16 protein-coding genes and 1 pseudogene are annotated in these 21,231 nt (G+C 70.9%); 5 read left to right on the plus strand and 12 right to left on the minus strand.

Features of this window, described 5'->3' with window-relative positions:
• The 3 genes and pseudogenes from IEJ02_RS45880 to IEJ02_RS45890 all read right to left on the minus strand — a co-directional run.
• Positions 1 to 285 (minus strand): annotated as a pseudogene (locus IEJ02_RS45880) (hypothetical protein); the annotation flags it as partial.
• Positions 286 to 861: 576 nt separating this feature from the next.
• Positions 862 to 2,409, minus strand: a complete 1,548-nt coding sequence (locus tag IEJ02_RS45885; RefSeq protein WP_223865528.1) for an amidohydrolase — start codon at positions 2,407 to 2,409, stop codon at positions 862 to 864.
• A gap of 160 nt (positions 2,410 to 2,569) precedes the next feature.
• Positions 2,570 to 3,010 carry an Lrp/AsnC family transcriptional regulator gene (locus IEJ02_RS45890; RefSeq protein ID WP_020866923.1) on the minus strand — a complete coding sequence of 147 codons (441 nt, stop codon included), beginning with the start codon at positions 3,008 to 3,010 and terminating at the stop codon, positions 2,570 to 2,572.
• A gap of 228 nt (positions 3,011 to 3,238) precedes the next feature.
• Between IEJ02_RS45890 and IEJ02_RS45895 the strand changes: the two genes are divergently transcribed.
• Positions 3,239 to 3,604: a hypothetical protein gene (locus tag IEJ02_RS45895; protein WP_191070218.1), complete on the plus strand. Its 366-nt coding sequence runs from the start codon at positions 3,239 to 3,241 to the stop codon at positions 3,602 to 3,604.
• A 46-nt stretch (positions 3,605 to 3,650) separates the two neighbouring features.
• Here the strand turns inward: IEJ02_RS45895 and IEJ02_RS45900 are convergent, their stop codons facing one another.
• Complete coding sequence (locus tag IEJ02_RS45900) at positions 3,651 to 4,823, minus strand: acyl-CoA dehydrogenase family protein (RefSeq protein WP_191070219.1); 1,173 nt, start codon at positions 4,821 to 4,823, stop codon at positions 3,651 to 3,653.
• Positions 4,824 to 5,206: 383 nt separating this feature from the next.
• Here IEJ02_RS45900 and IEJ02_RS45905 point away from each other — a divergent pair, with 383 nt between their 5' ends.
• From IEJ02_RS45905 to adh, 4 genes are all read left to right on the plus strand, one after another.
• On the plus strand, positions 5,207 to 6,472 hold the full coding sequence (locus IEJ02_RS45905) for a glycoside hydrolase family 18 protein (protein ID WP_191070220.1): 1,266 nt from the start codon (positions 5,207 to 5,209) through the stop codon (positions 6,470 to 6,472).
• Between the two features lie 308 nt (positions 6,473 to 6,780).
• Entirely contained in the window at positions 6,781 to 6,915 is a 135-nt protein-coding gene (locus IEJ02_RS50120; RefSeq protein WP_262704163.1) for a hypothetical protein, read from the plus strand.
• A gap of 99 nt (positions 6,916 to 7,014) precedes the next feature.
• The gene (locus IEJ02_RS45910) at positions 7,015 to 8,403 is read left to right on the plus strand and encodes a GAF domain-containing protein (RefSeq protein WP_191070221.1); all 1,389 of its coding nucleotides are present in this window, start codon (positions 7,015 to 7,017) and stop codon (positions 8,401 to 8,403) included.
• A gap of 107 nt (positions 8,404 to 8,510) precedes the next feature.
• A complete protein-coding gene (adh, locus tag IEJ02_RS45915; RefSeq protein ID WP_137981060.1) occupies positions 8,511 to 10,034 on the plus strand; it encodes an aldehyde dehydrogenase in 1,524 nt (507 codons plus the stop codon).
• A 53-nt stretch (positions 10,035 to 10,087) separates the two neighbouring features.
• Here the strand turns inward: adh and IEJ02_RS45920 are convergent, their stop codons facing one another.
• The 8 genes from IEJ02_RS45920 to IEJ02_RS45955 form a co-directional block, all read right to left on the minus strand.
• On the minus strand, positions 10,088 to 11,590 hold the full coding sequence (locus IEJ02_RS45920; protein WP_191070222.1) for a phytoene desaturase family protein: 1,503 nt from the start codon (positions 11,588 to 11,590) through the stop codon (positions 10,088 to 10,090).
• A 17-nt stretch (positions 11,591 to 11,607) separates the two neighbouring features.
• Positions 11,608 to 13,536, minus strand: a complete 1,929-nt coding sequence (locus IEJ02_RS50615; RefSeq protein WP_191070223.1) for an SgcJ/EcaC family oxidoreductase — start codon at positions 13,534 to 13,536, stop codon at positions 11,608 to 11,610.
• A 94-nt stretch (positions 13,537 to 13,630) separates the two neighbouring features.
• Positions 13,631 to 13,858 (minus strand): MbtH family protein, encoded by a 228-nt coding sequence (locus IEJ02_RS45930; RefSeq protein WP_137981058.1) that lies wholly within the window; start codon positions 13,856 to 13,858, stop codon positions 13,631 to 13,633.
• A gap of 125 nt (positions 13,859 to 13,983) precedes the next feature.
• The gene (locus IEJ02_RS45935) at positions 13,984 to 14,664 is read right to left on the minus strand and encodes a helix-turn-helix transcriptional regulator (protein WP_191070224.1); all 681 of its coding nucleotides are present in this window, start codon (positions 14,662 to 14,664) and stop codon (positions 13,984 to 13,986) included.
• A 397-nt stretch (positions 14,665 to 15,061) separates the two neighbouring features.
• Entirely contained in the window at positions 15,062 to 15,904 is an 843-nt protein-coding gene (locus tag IEJ02_RS45940; RefSeq protein WP_191070225.1) for an SAM-dependent methyltransferase, read from the minus strand.
• 69 nt (positions 15,905 to 15,973) lie between these two features.
• Positions 15,974 to 17,629, minus strand: a complete 1,656-nt coding sequence (locus tag IEJ02_RS45945; RefSeq protein ID WP_191070226.1) for an FAD-binding dehydrogenase — start codon at positions 17,627 to 17,629, stop codon at positions 15,974 to 15,976.
• Positions 17,630 to 17,811: 182 nt separating this feature from the next.
• A complete protein-coding gene (locus tag IEJ02_RS45950; RefSeq protein WP_191070227.1) occupies positions 17,812 to 18,837 on the minus strand; it encodes a MupA/Atu3671 family FMN-dependent luciferase-like monooxygenase in 1,026 nt (341 codons plus the stop codon).
• Positions 18,838 to 19,145: 308 nt separating this feature from the next.
• Positions 19,146 to 21,231 (minus strand): type I polyketide synthase (locus IEJ02_RS45955; protein ID WP_223865527.1); only part of this gene is annotated, 2,086 nt, incomplete at its 5' end.

The following is a 21,231-nucleotide window of genomic DNA, read 5'->3' on the forward strand; positions in this document are numbered from 1 at the left end:
CGGCGCGGAGGCGGCCCCAGGCTCGGCGGACACGGCCCCGGACGCGGCGGACACGGCAGACGCCGCCCCAGGCTCGGCGGACGCGGCCCCGGACGCGGCGGGCTCGGCGGACGCGGTCGCGCCGGGTTCGCCGCCCTCGACGGCGTCACGGCCCTCCACGGCGTCACCGCCCTCGGCGCCGCCGGTCGGCGGCGTGGCGGCGGAGCCGGTCGTCCGCTGACCCGGTCGGTCTGCGTCCGGCCCGGTGGGGGCGGCTTCGGCGGTGGTGTCGGAACCCGATGGCACGGTGCGGCCTTCCTACAGGTCGTGCTGTGGTGAGGTGACCGTATAACGCGGGTGCGCGGAAGTGGTCCCGAGGTGCGGATTGTGACCTCGGGGGAGAGAAACGCTTCGGCCATGGCGGGGGTTCCCCGCCCGGCGGCGGCCCCGCCCCCGCGCCGGGGGCGGTCCGCCGGTGTGCGCGTGCGGAGTGGGGGCCCGACGCCCTTCGGGCCGACCTGGGACCCGCTGGCTGCGGATCGACCGAGAGCCGTTGTCTACTGAGCGTCCGGGCCCCTCCCGGGTCGCACCTGCCGACCCGGCGATCCCTCCCTCGCCCCCGTGCGCTGGACCTGGCTCCCAGTGGCGGCGCACCGCGATGGCGCGTCTCCCTCTGGCCCAGCGGCGTTCGACGACTGCGTGAAGATTCCCCGGTCGGGCGTCCTGTGGTGGACGAGGCCGAACCTACCGGCCACCGACCGCACCCTGTCAACAGCCACATGACCTGCGCCGTTTCCTCAAATGACCAGGTCAGTACGGACGGTGTTCAGATGCCACGACAGGCCGGGGGCTCATCGTTCGGCGGTACGGGGCGCCCGCGCGTCACTCGTCCGGCCGGAGGTGGACGGTGCGTCCGCCCACCACCGTGCGCACACAGACGGGCAGTTGACCGCCGGGCGTGAGGTCGGGCAGGCCCGGGGTGCCGGAGCGGGGGTCGGTGGACCATCCGGCCACCCGCGTGTCGGGCACCTGCACGATGAGCTCACCGGTCCGCCAGATCGCGTAGTCGGCGGGCGCGCCGGGCGCCAGGACGCCCGCGTCGTCCCGTCCGATGGCCCGCCAGCCGCCGCGGGTGTGGGCGGTGAAGGCGGCGCGGACGGAGATCCGGTGCTCCGGGGTGCGGTGAAAGGCGGCGGCGCGCACGGTGCCCCAGGGGTCGAACGGGGTGACGGGGCTGTCGGAGCCGAGCGCCAGGGGCACTCCGGCGCGCAGCAGCGCCGCGTACGGGTTCAGGGTGCGGGCCCGCTCGGGGCCGAGCCGCTGGGCGTACATGCCGTCCTCGCCGCCCCACAGCCGATCGAAGGCGGGCTGGACGGAGGCGGTGAGGCCGAGGTCGGCGAAGGCCGCGACGGTCTCGGGGGTGAGCATCTCGGCGTGTTCGACGCGGTGGCGGGCGGCGCGCACACGGGCGAGTCCGACCGTGTCGGCGGCGGCCCGTACGCCCTCGACGACGGCGGTGACGGCGGCGTCGCCGATGGCGTGGAAACCGGCCTGGATCCCGGCCTCGGTGCAGGCGGCGACATGGGCGGCGACGGCCGCCGCGTCCAGGTAGGCGGTGCCGGTGTGCGGCGTGTCGGCGTAGGGCTGGTGGAGACACGCCGTGTGCGAGCCGAGCGCCCCGTCGACGAAGAGGTCGCCCGCCGCGCCGATGGCGCCGAGTTCGCGCACCTTGTCCAGGTCGGACGCGCTGCTCGCGGCCTCGGCCCAGTAGCCGTACACCCGCGGCCCCGGCTCCCCGGCGGCGAGCTTCAGCAGCCCGGTGAGGTCGTCCTCGGAGGAGATGTCCGGCCCGGCGCATTCGTGGAGGGTGCCGATGCCGAGCGAGGCGGCGCGGGCGAGGGCGGCCCGCTGGGCGTCGGTGCGCTGCCGCTCGGTGATGACCGCGTGGGCGGCGGCGCGTACGGCGTGGTGGGCGGCGCCGGTCAGCGGCGTGTCGGGGTGGTACCCGGCCAGGTCCGACACGCCGGGGACGAGGTCGAGCAGCGCGGTGGTGACGACGGCGGAGTGCACATCGATGCGGGTGAGATAGAGGGGGCGGCCACCGGTCGCCTGGTCGAGTTCGGCCCGGGAGGGCGGCCGTCCCTCGGGCCAGCGGGCGGCGTCCCAGCCGTGGCCGAGCAGCACCCGGTCGGCGGGGTGGGCGGCGGCGTGGGCACGCACCCGCTCCAGCGCGTCGGCGAGCGTACGGGCGCCGGTGAGATCGAGTCCGGTGAGGGCGAGCCCGGTCGCGGTGGTGTGCACATGCGCATCGGTGAAGGCGGGCGTCACCAGCGCCCCGTCCAGCTGGATGACCTCGTCCACGCCGTCCGCGAAGCCGTCCGCGGCCCCTTCGGAGCCGACCCAGGCGATGGTGCCGCGCTCGACGACCATCGCGGTCGCGAACGGATCGGCGGGGCTGTGGACCTCACCTCCACGCAGCAGGACGGTACGGCCTTCGGGGGCCTGGGCGGGGGTGGGGTCGTTCACGGCGGGCTGCCTCGATGGGGGTATCAGGTCCGGGATGTCAGGTACGGGGGTGTCGGAAGGGCGTTCAGACGCGCGGCGGGCGCGCCTCGTAGGGCGTGGAGAGGACCACGGTGGTGCGGGTGGAGACACCGGCCAGCGAGCGGATCCGGCTGAGCAGGTGCTCCAGCTCCAGCGGGGTCGCGACGCGCACCTTGAGGATGTAGTTCTCGTCTCCCGCGACGCTGTGGCACGCCTCGATCTCGGGCACCTCGGCGAGCCGCTCGGAGATGTCGTCGGGCGCGCTGGGGTCGAAGGGTTTGACCGAGATGAACGCGGTAAGGGGGAGCCCGACGGCCTCGGGGTCCACGACGGCGGCGTAGCCGCGGATCACGCCCCGCTGTTCGAGACGGCGAACCCGCTGGTGCACGGCCGATGTGGACAGGCCGGTGGCCTTGCCCAGGTCCGTGTAGCTCATCCGGCCGTCCTTGACGAGCAGCTCCACGATCTGTCTGTCCAACTCCTCCACAGCCGATCACCTTATGTGGTCGGGAGGCTTCCGGCACAACGGGTGGGCACCGGGCAGGCACAGCGGACATGGGCGCCGCTACGCCGCACCTGCACCGGGCATGTGACGAACGCCACATCTCCTCATGGGTGTCCTATGAGATGTGGCGATTACCTATGCGGCCGCGAGGGAAATGCTTGCTGTGGTCGAGGCCGACGCGCCTGGCCAGCCCACCCGAGGGGGAAACTCATGCCTCATCTCGAGCGCCTCGACGCAGGCGACATCGATACCGACGAGAACCACGACACCTATGAGATGTTCCGGGTGATCTGCCCGGACTGCGCGCGCCCCATCGCACTCCTCGCCGACGAGGACGTCCTTCCCGAGCACGCGCTGTGCTCGTCCCCGTGGGACCCGTTCGGGCTCACGGTCTGCGCCGGCACCGGCCGCCGGGTGGCCGACGCCGAGCCCGCCGACGCGTCTTGGGAAGCGTACGAGCGGGACGCCGCGCTGCTGCTGACGCTCCCCGAGGGCCTGGACTGGCGGACGCAGCCGTTCTCCCACCTCGGCGGCCCCGGTTCCCGGCCGGTGCGCTTCCCGGTCACGCGGCGGTAGCGAAACGGCGGGGGCGCGAGCCGCGCCCCCAACCGACACACCAGCCTCAGCCGACCTCAGGCCCCGCGAGAGCGCGGGCGATCACCACCCGCTGGATCTGGTTGGTGCCCTCCACGATCTGGAGGACCTTCGCCTCGCGCATATAGCGCTCGACCGGGAAGTCCACCGTGTAGCCGTATCCGCCCAGCAGTTGGACGGCGTCGGTGGTGATCCGCATCGCGGCGTCCGTGCAGAACAGCTTGGCCATCGCCGCCTGCTTGGAGAACGGCCGCCCGGCGTCCCGCAGCCGTGCCGCCGCCAGGTACAGGGCGCGCCCGGCCTCGACCTGCGTGGCCATGTCGGCGAGCATGAAGCGCAGGCCCTGGAAGTCGGCTATCGGCCGGCCGAACTGCCGCCGCTGCGCGGTGTACGCGAGCGCCTCGTCCAGCGCCGCCTGGGCGACGCCGACGGCGCAGGCCGCGATGCCCAGACGGCCCGCGTCGAGGGCGGACAGGGCGATCGCGAACCCCTGGCCCTCCTCGCCGATGCGGCGCGCGTCGGACACCCGCACCCCGTCGAGGTGGATCTGGGCGGTCGGCGAACCGGCCATGCCCATCTTGTGCTCGGGCGCGGCCGCCGAGAGCCCGGGGGCGTCGGCGGGCACGAGGAAGGCACTGATGCCGCGGGTGCGCTCGGGGCCGGTGCGGGCGAGCACGGTGTAGAAGTCGGCGATGCCGCCGTGGGTGATCCACGCCTTGGTGCCCTGGATCGTCCAGGTGTCCCCCTCGCGGGTGGCCCGGGTGGTGAGCCCGGCCGCGTCGGAGCCGGAGGAGGGCTCGGAGAGGCAGTACGCGCCGAGCAGTCCGCCGCCCAGCATCGCGGGAAGGTGCTCGGCCAGCTGCTCCTTGCTGCCGTAGCCGGCGAGGGCGTGGCAGGCCAGGGTGTGGACGCTGACGCCGAGGCCGACGGTCAGCCGGGCCGCGGCGAGCTCCTCGAGGACCTGGAGGTAGACCTCGTACGGCTGGTCGCCGCCGCCGAACTCCTCGGGGTGGACCAGCCCCAGCAGCCCGGACTCGGACAGCAGGGTGAACAGCTCGCGGGGGAAGCGCCCGGCGGCCTCCTCCTCGGCGGCCCGGGGCTTGATCTCCCGTGCGATCAGCTCGCGGACGAGCGAGATCAGGTCGCGGGCCTCTTCGGTGGGCAGCTCACGCTCCACCGGCTGCGGGCCGTGATCGGTCATGGCGGCGCTCTCCTCTCCCCTGGTCAGGCGCTGCGGCGGCGTGCGCCGGGGTGAGGCGGCGCCACCGGTGATGCTGCCGCCTGCCGGTCGTCCCGTCGGATCGCGAACGGTGATGACCTGCACCGCGGCGGTTGGAGTATGCCCGATCCGGAGCCTTCCGGTACCGGTCGCCCGATCTTCAACCAATTTCGGACAGGTACACCCACCAGCTTCCTCCACGCTCTCCCACCGGCGTCGCACGCGGGAGCAAATTGGCCCAGACCATTGACCCCACTGGTCTAGTCCTTCTACCTTTTCCCCACCCTGCCCTGCGCGTTCATGTCAAGCTATGGGCAGGTCGTCGGGCAGTTCACTCTCCCCTCACCCCCCACCGAGGAGATTCCATGCTCAGACCAGGCAGACTGTCCGCCGCGCTCGCGGCGATCTGTACGGCGGTCCTGACCGCCACCCTGCTCGCGGGCTCGGCAGCGGCCGGTGAACCCTGGAGCGCCGACATACCCCAGGCCACCTCCGAGGCCGCCAAGACCCCCACGACGAAGGCCGCCGGGAACAAGGTGGTCGGCTACTTCACCGAATGGGGCATCTACCAGCGCAACTACCACGTCAAGAACGTGGAGACCTCGGGCTCGGCCGCCAAGCTCACCCACATCAACTACGCCTTCGGCAACGTCACCGGCGGCAAGTGCGCCATCGGCGACGCCTACGCCGACTACGACAAGGCGTACGACGCGGCGAGCAGCGTCGACGGCAAGGCCGACACCTGGGACGCGGGCGCCCTGCGCGGCAACTTCAACCAGCTGCGCAAGCTCAAGAAGCTCCACCCCGGCCTGAAGGTGCTGTGGTCCTTCGGCGGCTGGACCTGGTCCTCCGGGTTCACCGAGGCCGCCAAGAACCCCGCGGCCTTCGCCCAGTCCTGCTACGACCTGGTCGAGGACCCGCGCTGGGCGGATGTCTTCGACGGCATCGACATCGACTGGGAGTACCCCAACGCCTGTGGCCTGGGCTGTGACACCAGCGGTAAGGACGCCTTCAAGAACCTGATGGCCGCGGTGCGCGCCAAGTTCGGTTCGTCCAACCTGGTGACCGCGGCGATCACGGCCGACGCCTCCTCCGGCGGCAAGATCGAGGCCGCCGACTACGCGGGCGCCGCGCGCTACGTCGACTGGTACAACCCGATGACGTACGACTTCTTCGGCGCGTGGGCCGCACAGGGCCCCACCGCCCCGCACTCCCCGCTCAACTCCTACAGCGGCATTCCGCAGCAGGGCTTCAACACCGACGCCGCCATCAGCAAGCTCAAGGGCCTCGGCATCCCGGCCTCGAAGCTCCTGCTGGGCATCGGCTTCTACGGACGCGGCTGGAGCGGCGTCACCCAGGACGCCCCCGGTGGCACGGCGACCGGCGCCGCGCCCGGCACCTACGAGGCGGGCATCGAGGACTACAAGGTGCTCAAGGGCTCCTGCCCGGCGACCGGCACGGTCGCGGGCACGGCCTACGCGCACTGCGGCAACCAGTGGTGGAGCTATGACACCCCCGCCACCATCGCCGGGAAGATGAACTACAAGCAGCAGCAGGGCCTGGGCGGCACCTTCTTCTGGGAGCTCAGCGGCGACACCGCGAACGGTGAGCTGATCAAGTCCATCAGCTGACGCCACACCAACGCCCCTGATCGACGCGGGCGGGGAGCCATCACCGGCTCCCCGCCCGCTTCGTCGTGCGCGCCCGCACACAGGCAGCCCATCGGCGTCAAGCGTTCAAGCGGCGCACGAGGGGGCGCGAGGAGCGTATGTGGAGAAGACCCCCCGGTAACGCCGCACACCCCGTGTGAACGCGCTCCGTCCGGGGCTCGTACCTCAACGCGGCTTGTTCTGGCTATTGCGGGGCATCCGCCCCACAAGGAAATCTGAGCGCACGGGTGGCCCGCACCACTCCGCGCGCGTGAACCAAAGGAACGATCATGAGCTCCGAGCAGTGCCCGAGCTGTGGCGGCCAACTCGCCGTGAACCAGGACGGGTGGAAGATCTGCCACTCCTGCGGCTATGCCTCCCCGCCCGGGGTCGTGCCCGCTCCCTCCCTGCCCGCCCACACCTGACCTGCCGACTCCTCCGCCCGCCCGATCCATGAAAGCCTGAGACTCCGCACCTCCCCGCACCTCCCCGTACCGCCCCTCCGTACCGCTGAGCGAGGCACCATGGTCAATCCCTGGCTGGCGATGGCGTCAGGCACCGACCCCGCTGAGCGCACCCGCGACGTGCGCCGCGCCCATGAGGCGTTCCTGACGGAGGGGGCGGTGAGTCCGGCCGTACGGCCGGTGGTGGCGGAGTCCTGGCAGCGCTCGGCCGACGCCCGGGTCACCCAGGAGTGCAAGGCGCCGATCGACCTGGCGGACGACGCGTTGGACGCCTACCGCGCGGACCATCCGCTGGCCCGGGTGATGCCGCTGTTCCGGGAGTTGCTGGGCACCATCGCCTACGACGGGGCCCATCTGCTCGCGGTCTGCGACGAGCAGGGGCGGCTGCTGTGGGTGGAGGGGCACGCGGGGGTACGGAACCGGGTCGAGGAGCTGAACTTCGTGGCCGGGGCGCGCTGGGACGAGCGCCACGCGGGCACCAACGCGCCCGGGACGGCCCTCACCGTCGACCACCCGGTGCAGATCTTCGCCACCGAGCACTTCAACCGCAGTGTGCAGCCATGGACCTGCGCCGCCGCCCCGGTCCACGATCCGCACACCGGACGGCTGCTGGGCGCGGTGGACATCACCGGCGGGGACCATCTGGCCGCCCCGCACAGCCTCGCCCTGGTCCAGGCGACCGCCCGCGCCGCCGAGGCCCAGCTGGGCGCCGAGGCGCCGCGCACGCGCGGGCCGCGGATCAGTCTGACGGCGCTGGGGCGGGACGAGGCACTGCTGGTCGTCGACGGACGGCGGCTGCGGCTCGGGCGGCGGCACAGCGAGATCATGGTGCTGCTGGCCGGCCATCCGGAGGGTCTTTCGGGCGACCGGCTGACGCTCGAGCTGTACGGGCCCCGGGCCGACGACCGCTCCCCGGTGACGCTGCGGGCCGAGCTGTCCCGGCTGCGCCGCCTGGTGGGCCCGCTGCTGGGCTCGCGCCCGTACCGGCTCTGCGCGCCGGTGCGCACCGATCTGGCGGACGCCGCAGAGGCGTTGGCCTCCGGCGACGCGTACACGGCGCTGCGGGCGTACACCGGGCCGCTGCTGCCGCTGTCGGAGGCGCCGGGGGTGTGCCGGATGCGGCGGGTGCTGGAGGACGGGCTGCGGCGCGCGGTGCTCTCCCACGGCGATCCCGAGCTGCTGCGGCGCTGGGCACAGACACCGTGGGGCGAGGACGATCTGGAGGTCGCGGAGGCGCTGCTGACCGCGCTTCCGGCCCATGCGCCGGGGCGGGCGGCCCCGGCGGCGCGGGTGCGGCGGCTGCGGGAGCTGTACGGGCTGCCGGGCGGCGCCCACCAAGGCGGCCATGAGGGCGAAGCCCCGCGCCACCAAGGCGGCCATGAGCACGGAGCCCTGCGGCAAGGGGGCGGCCACCGGGACGCAACGTCGGCGCAACGTGGCCGCGCCTAGCCTCCCCGTCGGCTCCGCCCGTGTCGGCGCGGGCGGAGCCTGGACGCGTACCCGGACGGCGCGTCCGACAACGTGACCCACCACGCGTACACCAGGGAGGCCGCCCCATGACGCGTTTCGCAAGCCCCGGCTCCGAGGGCTCGGTCGTCACCTATCAGCCGCGCTATGACCACTGGATCGGCGGGGAGTACGTACCTCCGGCCCAGGGTCGCTACTTCGAGAACCCCACCCCCGTCAACGGGCAGCCCTTCACCGAGATCGCCCGGGGCACCGCCGAGGACGTCGAGCGGGCCCTGGACGCCGCCCACGCGGCCGCCCCCGCCTGGGGCCGTACGGCGCCCGCCGAGCGCGCCGCGGTGCTGCTGAAGATCGCCGATCGGATGGAGCAGAACCTGGAGGCCCTCGCGGTCGCCGAGAGCTGGGAGAACGGCAAGCCGGTACGGGAGACGCTGGCCGCCGACATTCCGCTCGCCATCGACCACTTCCGCTACTTCGCGGGGGCCATCCGGGCTCAGGAGGGCAGTCTCTCCGAGATCGACCACGACACGGTCGCGTACCACTTCCATGAGCCGCTGGGCGTGGTCGCCCAGATCATCCCGTGGAACTTCCCGATCCTGATGGCCACCTGGAAGCTGGCCCCGGCGCTGGCCGCGGGCAACGCGGTGGTGCTGAAGCCGGCCGAGCAGACACCCGCCTCGGTCCACGTCTGGATGAACCTGGTGGCGGATCTGCTGCCGCCGGGTGTGGTCAACATCGTCAACGGCTTCGGCGTGGAGGCCGGGAAGCCGCTGGCGTCCAACTCCCGGGTGGCCAAGGTCGCCTTCACCGGCGAGACCACCACCGGCCGGCTGATCATGCAGTACGCGAGCGAGAACCTGATCCCGGTCACCCTTGAGCTCGGCGGCAAGAGCCCGAACATCTTCTTCGACGACGTCTCGGCCACCGACGACGACTTCATGGACAAGGCCCTGGAGGGGTTCACCATGTTCGCCCTCAACCAGGGCGAAGTGTGCACCTGTCCCTCGCGCGCCCTGGTCCAGGGCGGCCACTACCAGGCGTTCATGGACGCGGCCGTGGCCCGTACGGAGAAGATCACGCAGGGCCATCCGCTGGACACCGACACCATGATCGGCGCCCAGGCGTCCAACGACCAGCTCGAGAAGATCCTGTCGTACCTGGACATCGGCCGGCAGGAGGGCGCCCGCGTCCTCACCGGCGGCAGCCGCGCCGAGCTCGGCGGTGAGCTGGAGGGCGGCTACTACGTCGAGCCCACGATCTTCGAGGGCGACAACCGCATGCGGGTCTTCCAGGAGGAGATCTTCGGGCCGGTGGTCGCGGTGACGCGGTTCGGCGACTTCGACGACGCGATCGGGATCGCCAACGACACGCTCTACGGGCTGGGCGCGGGCGTGTGGACCCGGGACGGCTCGACCGCGTACCGGGCCGGGCGCGCCATCCAGGCGGGCCGGGTGTGGACCAACTGCTACCACGCCTATCCGGCGCACGCCGCCTTCGGCGGCTACAAGCAGTCCGGAATCGGCCGCGAGACCCACAAGATGATGCTGGACCACTACCAGCAGACGAAGAACCTGCTGGTGTCGTACTCGCCGAAGAAGCTCGGCCTGTTCTAGCGAGGCGCCGCTTCCGGCCCGGGCGCTGATTCTCCAGCCCGGGCGCTGATGCTCTAGCCCAGGCGCTGATGCCGGCCCAGGCGCTGCCAGGGCCGTGCGGAGGGCGTCCGGTCCCCCGGGACCGGGCGCCCCAGCGCGCGCAGCGCGGAGCGGGCGGCGTTGTGGCCGCTCATCCCGTGGGCACCGGCGCCCGGTGGGGTGGCCGCGGAGCAGAGGAAGACCCCCGGCACGCCCGTGCGGTACGGATCGGGGACCATCCGGGGACGCGTCACCAGCTGGAGCGGGGTGTTGGCGCCGGAGATGATGTCTCCCCCGACGTAGTTGGCGTTGTACCGCTCCAGTTCCGCGGTCGACATGGCCGTCAGGGAGACGATCCGCTCCCGTGTCCCGGGTGCGAAGCGCTCGAACTGCCGCAGCATGGCCGAGGTGGCGTCTCCCGGGTAGCCGTGCGGCACATGTGCGTAGGCGGAGACGGGGTGAATGCCACCGGACGAGCGGCCGGGGTCGGCCAGATACTGCTGCGAGACCAGCATGAAGGGGCGCTCGGGCATGCGGCCGCGGTGCACCTCCCGCTCGGCACGGGCGATCTCCTCGAAGGTTCCGCCCAGGTGCACGGTGCCCGCCCGGCGGCAGGGCTCGGCGCGCCACGGGATCCCGCCCTCGACGGCGAGGTCCAGCTTGAACGCCCCGGGGCCGTGGCGGAATCGGGCGTAGGCCCGCCGGACCCGCGGCGGCAACCGGTCGCCGATCACCTCCGCCGCGGCGGCCGGGACCAGGTCGAGCATGACGGCGTCGGCCGGGGGCAGCTCCTCGAGGGAGCGGACCCGCACACCGGTCTCGATGCGCCCGCCCGCCTCGGTGAGCAGCGCGGCCAGCGCGTCGGTGATGGCGCGGGAGCCGCCCTTGGCCGCCGGCCAGCCGAACCGGTGCCCCATCGCGATGATCATGAGCCCGATGGCGGACCCGACCGGCTGGGTCAACGGGCCGAACAGATGCGCCGCCACCCCGCCGAAGACGCCGCGCGCCGCATCGGTACGGAACCGCTTGGCCACCAGCGTCGCGGGCCGCAGGGCGTGGAGGCCGAAGCGGGCGAGCCGGAGCGGATGGCGGGGCAGCCGTGCCAGGGGGCGCATGACCGCGTCGGCGAGCACCTCCGCGTCCGCCGCCAGGGGCCCGAACAACCGCCGCCAGGCGTGGCCGTCCGCGCCGAGCCCGTCCGCCGTCCTCCCGACCGACCGGTACAGCGCGCCCGCGCCACCGGAGTCCAGCGGATGCGCCAGGTCGACCTCGGGCCACCGCCACTCCAGCCCGTACGGCTTCAGGTCCAAGGAGCGCAGGAACGGTGAGCCGGCGCCCACCACATGCGCCGAGGAGCAGTGGTCGAACACCACACCGGGCACGCCGAGTTCACCGCTGCGGGTGCCGCCGCCGATGGTGTCCGCCGCTTCGAGCACGGTGACCCGGAAGCCACTGAGGGCCAGGGTGACGGCGGCGGCCAGCCCGTTCGGGCCGGCCCCCACCACGATGGCTTCGCCACTTCCCGTACGAGAACTCATGGCCCCAGTCTGCAGGCTCACACGGGCATGTCCTCCTTGGCGGGGCTGTTGTGGTACGCGGCGACGCGCCACTCACCGTCCTGTTTGACCAGCGCCCAGGTGGACCGGATCGCGTTCTCCGCGGTCACCTCCGTCTCGCCGGCCGTCAGCACGGCCCCCCGGACCACGGCCACCGCCGCGCTGTCACCCAGGAGGCGCACCTCCAGGACGTCACCGACCACCCGGCTGCCCTTGTACGGGCCCTGGAACGCCTCCCCCATACGGGTCGCGATCTCTTCCCGGCCCTTGCGCAGATAGCCGAAGGCGATCATGGTCGCGTCGGCGGTGAACACATCCGCCAGCGCCCGCGCGTCCAGCTCCGACCAGGCCGCGCCCAGCCGCTCCAGCACGGCGACCACGGCCTTCTTCTCGGTCTCGGTCTCGGTCTCCACCATCGGGGTCCTTCCCTCGTGCGTCTCGTCCCTGTGCGTCTCGTCCGTGTACGTCTCGTCCGTCGTGGGTGCGGGCGCCGCGGACCCGCCCGCCTGTGCCGTGGACGGCCGAGGGGGGCAGACCGTCGGCGCGGGGAGTCCGGTGTGCTCGGGGGGAAGGTCGTACCGTGCGGGGTGGCGAGGGCCTCGCAGCAGCGCCCTGAGCGTGCGGGCGTTGAACACCTCCCGGGGCGGGGTGGTGAGGGTGAGCGCCTTGAACAGGGCCTGGGAGGCGACCGGATCGCAGGCGGCGGTGATGCGCAGCCGGTCCGAGCAGCGCTGCAGCACCTTCCGCCGCGCGGACGGCGCGGGCCCCTTCGCCCCCGGATAGCGCAGGTCCTCGTTGGACGCCATCGCCCAGGCGATGTCGGTGGCGCGGATGACCGCTTCCTGGGTCCGGCCGTAGCCCTCCTCGTCGAGCGGGCCCCGGGCGAGCTCTTCGCGCAGTGTGACCGCGCTCAGCGCCGCCGCCGTCACACCCTGGCCGTACAGCGGGTTGAAGGTGGTGGCCGCATCGCCGAACACCAGGAAGCCGGTGGGACGTGTCCGCAGCCTGTCGTAGTGGCGGCGGTGATTGGCGGTGTTCTGGAAACCGGAGATCCGGCTCACGGGCGTGCCCTGGGAGATGAGTTCGCTCATGAGCGGATGACGCAGGGTCTGGGCGTAACGGAGGAAGCCTTCCTCGTCCAGGGGAGGGTGGGCGCCCCTGGTGCCCGCCAGGGTCACCATCCACGTCCCGTCCTCGACGAGCATCATGCCCCCGACCCGGGCCGGGCCACCGCTTCGCGGGTCGCCCTGCAAGGCGATCAGGGGGAACCTGCGCCCGGTGGCCTCGTCGGGAGGGCGGATGACGCGGCTCGCGTAGGCCAGCCCCGCGTCGACCATCGTGGCGGGCACCTCGGGCAGGCCCAGTTCGGCGAGCCACTGCGGGGCCTTGGAACCGCGGCCGGTGGCGTCGATGACCAGATCCGCGTCGACGCTCTCGCGCTCCCCGGTGCCGCGGTGGCGGATGTGGGCCCCGGACACCCGCCGCGCGTCGCCGATCAGGCCGGTGGCCTCGGCGCCTTCCAGGATCCGCACATGCGCATGGGCCAGCAGGGCACGGCGCACGATGTGCTCGGCCAGGGGTCGGGTGGTGCCGACCGTGAAGTGTTCGCCGGGATACTGGCGCATCCAGCCGTGCGGGCCGTAGAACAGCGCATGTGTCGGCATGGCGATCCGGTGGGCACCGGCAGCGAAGAAGCTCTCCAGTGTGCCCGGCAGCAGGGTGTCGATGGCCTGCACACCGCTGGACTGGAGACCGTGGAGGTGACGGCCCTGAGGCACGCCCTTGCGCACCTCGGGCCCGTCGGGCAGCCGGTCCCGTTCCACGACGGTGATGGTGTCCACGTACTCGATGAGGGCGGCCGCGGCGAGCAGTCCGGCCACGCCGCCACCGAGTACGAGTGCGCTGCCGAGCCTGCGCGAACCTTTCACGCCATCACTTCCCTTTTCGTGGTTGGTACCGGGCTGCTGCTCTTTCTCCGCGCCGCTGGTGTTGTCCGGGCCGCTCGTCGGGGGCCCGACTGGGTCAACTCCCCTTCTGCTCCGCCCGGTTCATCGCCTCGATCAGGCTCTTGGGCCGCATGTCGGTCCAGTTCGTCTCGATGTAGTCCAGGCAGGTCTTGCGATCCGTCTCCTGGACCACGACCTCCCAGCCGGCCGGGACCTCCGCGAAGGCCGGCCACAGCGAGTGCTGACCCTCGTCATTGACCAGAACCAGGAAGGTGCCGTCGGGGTTGTCGAACGGATTGGTCATCGTCTGCCTCCTCGGGACAGGGCGGACTCCACGAGCCGCTCGATTGCTCGTCTTCTGCTTGTCTTCTGCTCGTCTTCCGCTTCTCTTCTTCTCTTCCGCTTGTCTTCGGACCGGGCCGACGGTCCTCACAGCCAGCCGCAGCGGACCGCCTGTACACCCGCCTCGAAGCGGCTGTGAGCGCCCAGGCGGGCCATGAGGTCGGCCACCGCGCGGCGTACGGTGCGCAGCGAGATGCCCAGCTTGCGGCACATCGATTCGTCGGTGCATCCACTGGCGAGGAGGCGCAGCAGATCGCGCTCCCGGGGCGAGAGCCCCTCCCGGTCCCGCTGCACGGGCTCGTCCCAGGGAGTGGCCGTGACCCAGAAGTGTTCGAAGATCGTCCGCAGGGCGGCCACCGCCTCGTACCCGTTCAGCTCGAGCGCACCGCGGGTGGCGTCCTCGGGATCCAGCGGCACCAGGGCGATGTGCTCGTCCACCAGCGCCATGGGGGTCGGCAGGACGGGGACGGTACGGATCCGCCCGCCGAGCGAGGCGAGCCACCGGGCGGCCCCCAGCTCCGCGGAATCGCCGCGGAAGCTGTCCTGGTGAACGGCCCGGATGGAAATTCCGCGCTCCGCCACCACCCGCTCCCATTGGTTTCCCTGCTCCACGGAATTCGGAAGCTGGACATAGGAAGAGGAGAAGATGCGGCACTCCTTGGCCGCCCGTGCGCACAACTCGCGCAGCCGCGTATGCACGGCATCGGCCCCGTCGAACCGCCGGACGGCGCCGACGCATTCCTCACCGGCCTCATAATTCCGGGTCATCGAGGAGACCATGGATCGGGCCTTCGCTATCCGCCACCGGCGCGCCGTGAGGTCGTCCCCGGGCCCCAGCTCCTCGCGGAGACCGGAATCGTCGCAGGTCAGGGAGGCTCGCCCGGCCACCAGCGGGTGTTCGGCCAGCTCCGCGTGGATCGCGCGGACTTCGGCTTCGGAAAGGTCAAGTCGGCGCGCGATCTCACCGACATCGAGTGAAGGTTGAACAAGCGAAAGCCGATACACGGCAACCGCACGCCATTCAAGTCCCCGTTCCTTGAGCATCCAACCCCCAGAAGATCACCTAGTCAATTCGATTATCACGTCGGACTCCTGGCGCCGCAACGAATGACAACCGGGATGAGCGGGCGATACCGGCCGCGGACCGCGCGTGGACGGCTCGGCTCTACGGACGCTCTCCGGCGATCAGCACATAACCGGGGAGCCCTCCGCCGGGCCGCACTTCCACGCCCTCCTCGGGCCCGATCAGCTGATTGACGAGTCCCTCGCCGACAGCCCGTACCAGCGCCTCACGATGCGGCGCGAGCAGACCCTTGAGCTTGGTCTGAATGGGCAGCGGCACGATCGTGTGATCCGACACATCGTCGATCTCCAGCAGCCGGAGACCCGCCCGGTCGAACAGCTCCTGGTAGTCGTCGAGCCCGACCGCCGTGACGATCTCACTTCCCTCGAGCGGCCAGTCGTGCCCGGGGCGGTGGAACATATCGGCGACGGCCAGCCGGGACCCCGGCTTGAGCACCCGCGCCACCTCTTTCAGCGCGCGCTCCTTCTCCGGCATGTGGATGAGCGACTCGAAGAGCCATGCCGCGTCGAACGAGGCATCGGGGTAGGGCAGTTGCATGGCGTTGGCGTACTCGAAGCGCACCCGGTCCGCCAGTCCGGCCTCATTCGCGCGCGCGGTGGCCTGCTCCACCTGGCGGCGGCTGACCGAGATGCCGAGCACCTCGACATCGCAGGCGCCGGCCAGGCTCATCGCGGGCTGGCCCACTCCGCAGCCCACATCGAGGATCCGCTGTCCGGGCCGGGGCGCCAGCCGCTTGAGCATCTGCCGCGTCAGCTGCTCGGTGGCGGTGGCCAGGTCGGCCTCGTCGTGCTCGTCGTTCCAGTACCCGAGGTGCAGATTGCTTCCCACGGGCAGGTCGCTGTCGCTCAGCACGGCGTGCAGCGCGCTGAACTCGTCGTAGCGATCCCCTACTTGCGCGATATTGCTCTGTGCCGCCGTTGACATCCGAACTGCCTCTCCGATGCGTCAAGTGGTGTGCTGGTCACGCCGGTTACCCGGCGCCGTTCATGCCGTTCAGCCCACGGCTCGCGCCGCAGCCCGGCCCGCCGCACGGCCGGACAGCAGACATCCGCCGAGGAACGTCCCTTCCAGCGAGCGGTAGCCGTGCACTCCGCCACCGCCGAATCCGGCCACCTCACCCGCCGCGTAGACACCCGGAAGGGGCTCGCCGGTGCCGGTCAGCACCCGGCTGGACAGGTCGGTCTCGAGACCACCGAGTGACTTGCGGGTGATGATGTTCAGCCGCACCGCGATGAGCGGACCGGCCTTGGGATCCAGCAACCTGTGCAGCGGAGCAACCTTCCCCAGCTTGTCGCCGAGGTAGTTTCCCGCTGCCCGGATCGCGTTGATCTGAAGGTCCTTGGAGAACTTGTTCACCGTCTCGCGATCACGCGCGACGATCTCGCGGCGGAGCTCGGCCTCGTCGATCAGCGGCTCGTCGGTCAGCGCGTTCATCCCGCGCACCAGCGAGGCCAGATCCCGCTCCACCACGAAGTCCACACCGTGCTGCCGGAACGCCTCCACGGGGCCGGGCGGGCCGGGGCGGAGCCTGCCGAGCACACCCCGGATGCTCTTCCCCGTGAGGTCGGGGTTCTGCTCCGACCCCGAGAGGGCGAACTCCTTCTCGATGATCTTCTGGGTCAGTACGAACCACGAGTAGTCGTAGCCCGTGCTCATGATGTGCTTGAGCGTGCCCAAGGTGTCGTACCCCGGGAAGAGCGGCACCGGCAGCCGCTTCCCCGTGGCATCCAGCCAGAGGGACGAGGGGCCGGGCAGAATGCGGATACCGTGGCGGGGCCAGATGGGATCCCAGTTCTGGACCCCCTCGTTGTAGTGCCACATCCGGTCGCCGTTGATGACCCGTCCCCCGGCCTTCTCCGTCACTTCGAGCATGCGCCCGTCGACGTAGGCGGGAACGCCGGCGATCATCCGCCGAGGGGGGTTGCCCAGCCGCTCCGGCCAGTTCTTGCGCACGAGATCGTCGTTGCCGCCGATGCCACCGGAGGTGACGATGACCGCCTGGGCACGGAGTTCGAAGGCACCCACCACCTCACGTGAGCTGGCCGCTCCCCGTTGCACCTCGTCGGGCGCCAGCAGATCACCGGACACCGTGTCCACGGACCCGGCGGTGCGCGACAGCCCGGTGACCCGGTGGCGGTACCGCAACTCGACCAGCCCCCGCGCCCGGGCGGCCCGGACCCTGCGGACGAAGGGCTCCAGCAGACCGGGCCCGGTGCCCCAGGTGATGTGGAACCGGGGCACCGAATTGCCGTGCCCGGACGCCGCGTAGCCACCTCGTTCGGTCCAGCTGACGAGCGGGAAGAAGCGCACACCCTGCTCCCTGAGCCACGACCGCTGCTCCCCGGCGGCGAAGTCCACGTACGCCTCCGCCCAGCGACGCGGCCAGTGGTCCTCCGGCCGGTCGAATTCGGCGCTCCCGAGCCAGTCCTGCAGCGCCAGCTCACGGCTGTCCCGGATGCCCATGCGCCGCTGCTCCGGTGAGTCCACGAGGAAGAGGCCACCGAAGGACCAGAACGCCTGGCCGCCCAGCGAGTTCTCGCCCTCCTGGTCGAGCACGATGACCTTGCGGCCCGCGTCGGCCAGTTCGGCCGCGGCGACCAGACCGGCCAGCCCCGCACCGACCACGATGACGTCGGCGTCGTATGACATATCTTCCTTCACCTCGGATCAGCGTCGCCGCGGGCGGCGCGCGGTGTGGATGGGCGGCGGCGCAGTGGATGGGCGGCGCGGAGTGGATGGGCGGTGGCGGAGTGGATCGGCTGGGGCGGAGTGGATCGGCGGCGCGGAGTGGATGGGCGGGGGCATGGACCGCGAAAGGAGGCTCCGTCAATTCACGTCCCCGCCTGGACACGGCTCCTGACCTGGTCGAGATAGGGCAGGGCCGCGCGAATCTCATCGCCGGTCACGCCGAAGTCCACGAGGCAGGCGACTTCATTCACGCCGGCCTGGGCCAGCTTTTCCACGGAACGGACGCACTTGTCGACGGAACCGAACAGCGATGCGGTGCGGAAGTAGCGTTCAAAGGCGAAGTTGACCACCTGCTCCTGGTCCACGCCCTTCAGATCGCTCCACTGATTGCGCCAGAGGTCGAAGGAGGACTTGAGATACGCCTTGAAGGGTTCCTTCACGATGTCACGTACCTGCTTGTCACTCTCACCGGCGAAGGTGTGCATCATCAGGGTGACCGTGCCACCCGCCGGATCGAGACCGTTCTTGGCGCGGGCCGCCCGATACACCTCGATGTTCGCCGCCACTTCCTCCACCTTCTGGAAGAGCAGAGCGGTGAGGATGTTCAGGCCGCGCGCACCGGCCTCTTCGAACGTCGCCCGGCTGCTGGAACACGTCATCCAGAGGCCGGGCTCTTCCTGGAGCGGACGAGGGTAGGTGAGGACCTCGACGCTGTCGCCCTCCCCGTTGACCCGTTTCACCGGCTCCCCGCGCCACAGGCCGCGGATCTCCTCGATCCCGTCCATCGTGAGCTTCCGGCGCTCCTGGTAGTGGTCCGGCGCCAGTACGAAATCGTTGGGCGCCCAGCCCGTTCCGAAGGCCAGATCGACGCGGCCGCGGGAGAGGTTGTCCACCAGTGACCAGTTCTCCACGACTTCCAGCGGATCGTGGAGGGGGACGACCACGCTTCCCGCACGCAGCCGTATGTTGCGCGTCACGGTGGCGAGGGCCGCTGCCGTCAGCGCCGGATTCGGATACGCGCCGCCGAATCGATGAAAATGCCGCTCAGGCATCCAGAGCGCCCTGAAGCCGTGCTCATCGGCAAACCGCGCCGTATCCAGGAGCAGGTCGTATTCCGCGGACGCATCCGTGACCTCGCGGTTCGCAAAGTACAAGACGCTGAATTCCATCGACACCACTTCCCCGCTGAATCCGTCTTATGTGACTCGGGCGTCCGCGCTGCCGACTCTAACCATGATCAGGCGGCTCGGACAAGGGTCCGCCGGACACCGGATAATTCACTGTCGGCAGGCCGTCGGCATGTCATCGGCAGGCAATGGGATTCCGATTTTCGGCAGCCCAAAGATAACCTTCCTGCTTCGTTGATCACAGCGGATGGCGCGGGAATTCGGGCTCACGCATTCGCTGGGTTCTTGTCATTGGGCCGTGGCCACAGGTGGCCAAAAGTGGCCACAAGTGGCCCCGGGGCCACCAGAGGTCAACTGAGTACGTCGATGCCTTCGCTTGGACTCATCTCGGCTCCTTCACCGCGAGATGCCTGGGAATGGTCCTGCTCCTGGCTCTCATTCTGGCCCTGCTCCTGGCCCTGATCCTGGTCCTGGTCCTGCTTTGCGAATTGATTGAACACGTCCTCCAGTCGGCCAAGCGCCAGAGACCGGTCCTCATTGACCAGTGACGCGAGGGAAAGCGTTTCCCGGAGCTTTTCGATCTCCGCCAGCACGGCGTGGGTGCCGGCGGCGATGGACTCCGCGGCATGGGGAGAGGTGGAAGGGCTGGGAGAACCGGGAGGGTTGGGAGAGCCAGGAGAGCCGACTGCGAGGGTATTCAGCTCGTCTGCGAGATGAACCGCGAGGTCGGCCGGGGTCGGATGGTCAAAGACCATCGTCGTGGACAGCCGCAGCCCCGTGGCGCTGCCGAGCTGGTTCCGAAGCTCGACGGCCGTCAGGGAATCCAACCCCATTTCGAGGAATTCGCCTTCGAGGCCGATGTCTCCGGAGTCCCCGTGTCCCAGAACGGTCGCGGTCGAGGTGCGGACGAGGTCCAGCAGAAGCTGCTCACGGTCCTCCGGGCTCGCTCCCAGAAGCCGGTCCCGCCATTGCTTCGCGCCGCTCTGCCCAGACGCTGCCTTGCGGAGAGGCGTACGTACCAGGTTCCGCAGCATTGCCGGGACCGGCACTTCCGGGTGGGCCTGGTGGGACGTCAGGTCCATGCGCACCGGCATCACATGCGGACGTCCCACGCTGTGAGCGGTGTCGAAGAGGGCGAGACCTTCTTCGGTGGTGAGTCCGGTGGTGCCGCCGCGGGCCATGCGGGCGATGTCGGTCTGGCTGAGGTTCTGGGTGATTCCGCTGGCCTGTGCCCACAGGCCCCAGGCGAGGGACATGGCGGGCAGGCCGTGGGCGTGGCGGTGCTGGGCCAGGGCGTCGAGGAAGGCGTTGGCCGCCGCGTAACTGCTCTGTCCGCCGGCGCCGAGGGTGGAGGCGACGGAGGAGTAGAGCACGAACGCCTCCAGGCCCATGTCGCGGGTCAGCTCATGCAGATGCCACGCCGCATCCACCTTCGGCGCCAACACCCGCCGAACACGCTCATCGCTCAACCCCTCCACGACGCCGTCGTCCACCACTGCTGCGGTGTGGACCACGCCTCGCAGCGGAAACTGCGCCGGGATGGCGGCCAGCAGTTCGCGTACGGCTTCGCGGTCGGCCACATCGCAGGCGGCCACGGTGACCGACGCCCCGGCCGCCTCCAGCTCGGCCACCAACTCTGCTGCCCCGGGTGCGTCCGGGCCCCTACGGCTGGCCAGGAGCAGATGCTCCACCCCGTGCTCAGCCACCAGATGCCGGGCCACGACACCCGCCAGCACACCCGACGCTCCCGTCACCAGCACGGTCCCGCCGGAGACCAGTCGCGCAGACGCCTCGAGGTCCGCTGCGGGCTTGGCCACACGGGACAAGCGCGGAACGAGGACGGTCCCGCCCCGGACGGCCAGCTGGGACTCCTCACCAGTGGCGATGGACCGGACCACCGCGTCGGCCGCAGTGGCGCTGAGCTCCTGGACGTGGCCGAGACCGTGGTCGGGGTCGGGGCCGGGGTCGTGGTCCAGCAGGAGAAACCGGCCGGGATTCTCGGTCTGCACCGACCGCAACAAACCCCACACCGGGGCCTGCACCAGATCCGCCACATCCTCTCCCGTCTCCGTGGCGACCGCACCACAAGTGGCCACCACCAGACGAGACCCGAACAGGCGCTCCTCACCCAGCCACTGCTGCACCGCGGACAGCACAGCGGACAGCGACTCCCGCACCCCGGCAACTACGCCCTCATCACCAGCGCCCGTCAGACAGGGCAGGACTACGGTCTCAGGCACCGCCTCGCCCTCATCGAGTGCGCCGATCAACTCAGATACATCGGCGTAGCGGGCATACGCCCCGCCCGCACGGACCACCGCCTCACCCAGCCCGGCATCCGACCCCACGAACGCCCACGCACCCCCAGCCACAGCCGAAGCCGACGTGGCCACCGGCTGCCAGTCCAGCTGGAACAGCGAGTCATAACGACTGGTC

The organism is Streptomyces sp. 5-10 (assembly GCF_014712245.1).
In the GTDB taxonomy this organism is placed as follows: domain Bacteria; phylum Actinomycetota; class Actinomycetes; order Streptomycetales; family Streptomycetaceae; genus Streptomyces; species Streptomyces violaceusniger.

What these genes read in the sequence shown, in the direction of transcription:
- IEJ02_RS45900 (WP_191070219.1), bottom strand. Translation starts at nt 4,823, where the DNA reads ATGACCGATCACGGCCCGCAGCCGGTGGAGCGTGAGCTGCCCACCGAA.
- IEJ02_RS45920 (WP_191070222.1), bottom strand. Translation starts at nt 11,590, where the DNA reads ATGAGTTCTCGTACGGGAAGTGGCGAAGCCATCGTGGTGGGGGCCGGC.
- IEJ02_RS45935 (WP_191070224.1), bottom strand. Translation starts at nt 14,664, where the DNA reads ATGACCCGGAATTATGAGGCCGGTGAGGAATGCGTCGGCGCCGTCCGG.
- IEJ02_RS45885 (WP_223865528.1), bottom strand. Translation starts at nt 2,409, where the DNA reads ATGGTCGTCGAGCGCGGCACCATCGCCTGGGTCGGCTCCGAAGGGGCC.
- adh (WP_137981060.1), top strand. Translation starts at nt 8,511, where the DNA reads ATGACGCGTTTCGCAAGCCCCGGCTCCGAGGGCTCGGTCGTCACCTAT.
- IEJ02_RS45940 (WP_191070225.1), bottom strand. Translation starts at nt 15,904, where the DNA reads ATGTCAACGGCGGCACAGAGCAATATCGCGCAAGTAGGGGATCGCTAC.
- IEJ02_RS45910 (WP_191070221.1), top strand. Translation starts at nt 7,015, where the DNA reads ATGGTCAATCCCTGGCTGGCGATGGCGTCAGGCACCGACCCCGCTGAG.
- IEJ02_RS45945 (WP_191070226.1), bottom strand. Translation starts at nt 17,629, where the DNA reads ATGTCATACGACGCCGACGTCATCGTGGTCGGTGCGGGGCTGGCCGGT.
- IEJ02_RS45950 (WP_191070227.1), bottom strand. Translation starts at nt 18,837, where the DNA reads ATGGAATTCAGCGTCTTGTACTTTGCGAACCGCGAGGTCACGGATGCG.
- IEJ02_RS45905 (WP_191070220.1), top strand. Translation starts at nt 5,207, where the DNA reads ATGCTCAGACCAGGCAGACTGTCCGCCGCGCTCGCGGCGATCTGTACG.
- IEJ02_RS45895 (WP_191070218.1), top strand. Translation starts at nt 3,239, where the DNA reads ATGCCTCATCTCGAGCGCCTCGACGCAGGCGACATCGATACCGACGAG.
- IEJ02_RS45930 (WP_137981058.1), bottom strand. Translation starts at nt 13,858, where the DNA reads ATGACCAATCCGTTCGACAACCCCGACGGCACCTTCCTGGTTCTGGTC.
- IEJ02_RS50120 (WP_262704163.1), top strand. Translation starts at nt 6,781, where the DNA reads ATGAGCTCCGAGCAGTGCCCGAGCTGTGGCGGCCAACTCGCCGTGAAC.